This window comes from Sphingomonas sp., from assembly GCF_031426035.1.
Classification (GTDB): Bacteria; Pseudomonadota; Alphaproteobacteria; order Sphingomonadales; family Sphingomonadaceae; genus Sphingomicrobium.
Genome location: NZ_JANPKO010000021.1, coordinates 1 through 1,904 on the forward strand (window position 1 = coordinate 1; position 1,904 = coordinate 1,904).

Annotated in this window: 2 protein-coding genes; both read left to right on the forward strand. The window is 72.4% G+C overall.

Going from position 1 to position 1,904, the window contains the following annotated elements:
- Window positions 1-21 precede the first annotated feature (21 nt).
- Window positions 22-753, forward strand: a complete 732-nt coding sequence (locus tag RMP08_RS01345; protein ID WP_310467152.1) for a DUF448 domain-containing protein — start codon at window positions 22-24, stop codon at window positions 751-753.
- Window positions 750-1,904 (forward strand): translation initiation factor IF-2 N-terminal domain-containing protein (locus RMP08_RS01350; RefSeq protein ID WP_310467154.1); only part of this gene is annotated, 1,155 nt, incomplete at its 3' end. The genes RMP08_RS01345 and RMP08_RS01350, both read left to right, overlap by 4 nt.

Below are 1,904 nucleotides of genomic sequence, written 5' to 3' on the forward strand. Positions count from 1 at the left end.
ACCCAACCGGGGAGGACGCCGTTGCGGAATCCTCCGAATGACACCGCTGAGGGCCTGACGCTCGAGCGCGAGGCGCATGTTCCCGAACGGACGTGCGTGCTGACCCGCCGCAAGGGCAGCCGGAGTGAGCTGATCCGGCTCGCGCTCGGCCCCGACGGGTCGGTCGCGCCCGATGTCCGTGCCCGCGCGCCTGGCCGCGGGGCGTGGATTGCGGTCGGCCGCGCCGAGCTCGATGCCGCGAACTCCAAGGGCAAGTTGAGGGCCGCGCTGGCCCGCGCCTTCAAGACCAACGACCTCACGGTTCCCGCCGACCTCGGCGAGAAAACCGCCGCGGCGCTGCGCCAGGCCGCGCTCGACCGCCTCGGCATGGAAGCCAAGTCAGGGACCCTGATCAACGGCGCCGAGCGGGTTGAAGCCGCCGCCCGCGCCGGCAAGGTTCACCTGCTGGTTCACGCCGCCGACGCCGGGGAGGACGGCAACCGCCGCCTCGACCAGGCGTGGCGGGTCGGCGGGGGCAACGAACGCGGACTTATCTTTCCCGAAAGCCGATCGATCTTGTCGATGGCCTTGGGGCGCGAAAATGTGGTACATGTCGCACTGACCGATCCCGCTGCCGCCTCGCGCGTCTCGCACGCGCTTGCCCGGTGGCGCGCTTTCACTGACCCCTTGTCCGGGCTAGACGGCGGCGAACCCGCCTCGGCTGCGGCTCGGCCCGAGCTTGACGACAAAGAATTGAACGAAGGAATAGAATGACCGATCAGACCGACAAGCCGAAGCTGGGCACCCGGCCGTCGCTGGGCATCAAGCGCACGGTCGAGACCGGCAAGGTCAAGCAGAGCTTCAGCCATGGCCGCTCGAACACGGTGGTGGTCGAGGTCAAGAAGCGCCGCATCCTCGGCCGCCCCGGCGATCCGCCGGCAGCCGCCGCGCCTACGCCCGTTCCCGAAGTGCCCAAGCCGGCCGCGGCGCCGGTCGCCCGCACCCCTGCGCCGGCCGCGCCGCCGCGCCGCGCGCCGGCCGACGACATCACCACCCGCAAGGAAACCCAGGCCCGCTTGCTGCGCGAGGCCGAGGAAGCGCGCATGTCCTCGCTCGAGGAAGCGCGCCGCCGCGAGGAGCATGCCCGCTCGTCGGCGAGCGAGGAGGAGCGCCGCCGCGCAGAGGAAAACCGCCGCGCCGAGGAAGCCGCGATCGAAGCCGCCGCCCGCGCCGCCGAGGAGGCCGCGCGCGCTCCGGCCGAGCCCGAAGCTGCGTCAGCCCCGGCCGCCGCCGCCGACGAGGAAGAGGAGCGCGCGTTCCGCCGCCCCGGCCATGCTCCGGCAGCCAAGCGCCCCGAGCCCGCCCGCCACTGCCGCGGCCGCGAGGATCACCGCAAGTCGGGCAAGCTGACCGTCAGCCGCGCCCTGACCGGCGAGGACGACAGCCGCACCCGCAGCCTCGCCGCGCTGCGCCGCGCCCGCGAAAAGGAGAAGCGCGCCCACATGGCCGCCGGTCCCGCCGCCAAGCAGGTCCGCGACGTCGTCGTGCCCGAGGCGATCACCGTGCAGGAGCTCGCCAACCGCATGGCCGAGCGCGGCGCCGATCTGGTGAAAGCCCTGTTCAAGATGGGCAGCCCGGTTACGCTCACCCAGACCATCGACCAGGACACCGCCGAATTGCTGGTCACCGAGTTCGGCCACACCATCAAGCGCGTCAGCGACGCCGACATCGAGATCGGCATCGGCGACGACGAGGACGCCGCCGAGACCAAGCAGCCGCGGCCGCCGGTGGTGACCATCATGGGCCATGTCGACCACGGCAAGACCTCGCTGCTCGACGCCATCCGCGGCGCCGACGTGGTCGCCGGCGAGGCGGGCGGCATCACCCAGCACATCGGCGCCTACCAGGTGACCCTGCCCGACGCC